At 59.3% G+C, this 733-nt stretch carries 1 pseudogene; it reads right to left on the minus strand.

Annotated elements, in window-relative coordinates:
• Positions 1 to 198: 198 nt before the first annotated feature.
• Positions 199 to 733, minus strand: a pseudogene (locus SO140_RS46260) (hypothetical protein); the annotation flags it as partial.

The following is a 733-nucleotide window of genomic DNA, read 5'->3' on the forward strand; positions in this document are numbered from 1 at the left end:
GGGCCGCCAGCGCCTGGCTAAGCGTTTGCTCATGACCTTGGCCGGATGACGAACACCCCGCCAGCGCCAGGATGGCGGTCAACAGCCAGCCTGCGGTTTTCAACATGTCATCTTCCTGTTTGCGTTATCAAAACCAAATTGTCGCTCAGGCTATCATTGGAAGGCAGCGGTGGCGAGAATGTCCGCCCCGTTTATCATTCAGCTACGCGCAGGCAACGCCAAACGACGCTCGTTGTGCGCCACCCGCCACGCCAACAGCAGCACGCAGAGACTGCAGAGCGACAGCACGGCACCCAGGTGCAGCGACAGCCCCGCCAGCACCAGGCCACCGCCGAGCATCAGGTAATACATCAGGCCAAGGATGGCGCCGGCAGTGCCCATGCAGTCTTTATAATGGCGCAGCGCGCGCGCCAGAATATTGGGAATGGCGATGCCGTACGCCATCACCACCAGCATCATCGGCAGAACAAACCACAAGGTCCCTTCCAGCAGCAATACCAGCAGGCCGCCGGTCAGCGTCAGCGCGCAGGCCAGCATCAACAGTGCGGGGAACAGCCAGCGTTTGCCGATCAAAAACTTGTTGATCGCCGCGCCGATACCCACTCCGACCGCCAATACCAAACCGGTATAACCGAACCACTGCGTCGGCAATCCCAACGCTGAGAAGTGGAATGGCGCCAGTTGGTAATAGCTGAACATGCAAATATTGAACAACGCCACCAACAGCGCACTG

The organism is Bradyrhizobium sp. UFLA05-108 (genome assembly GCF_059803455.1).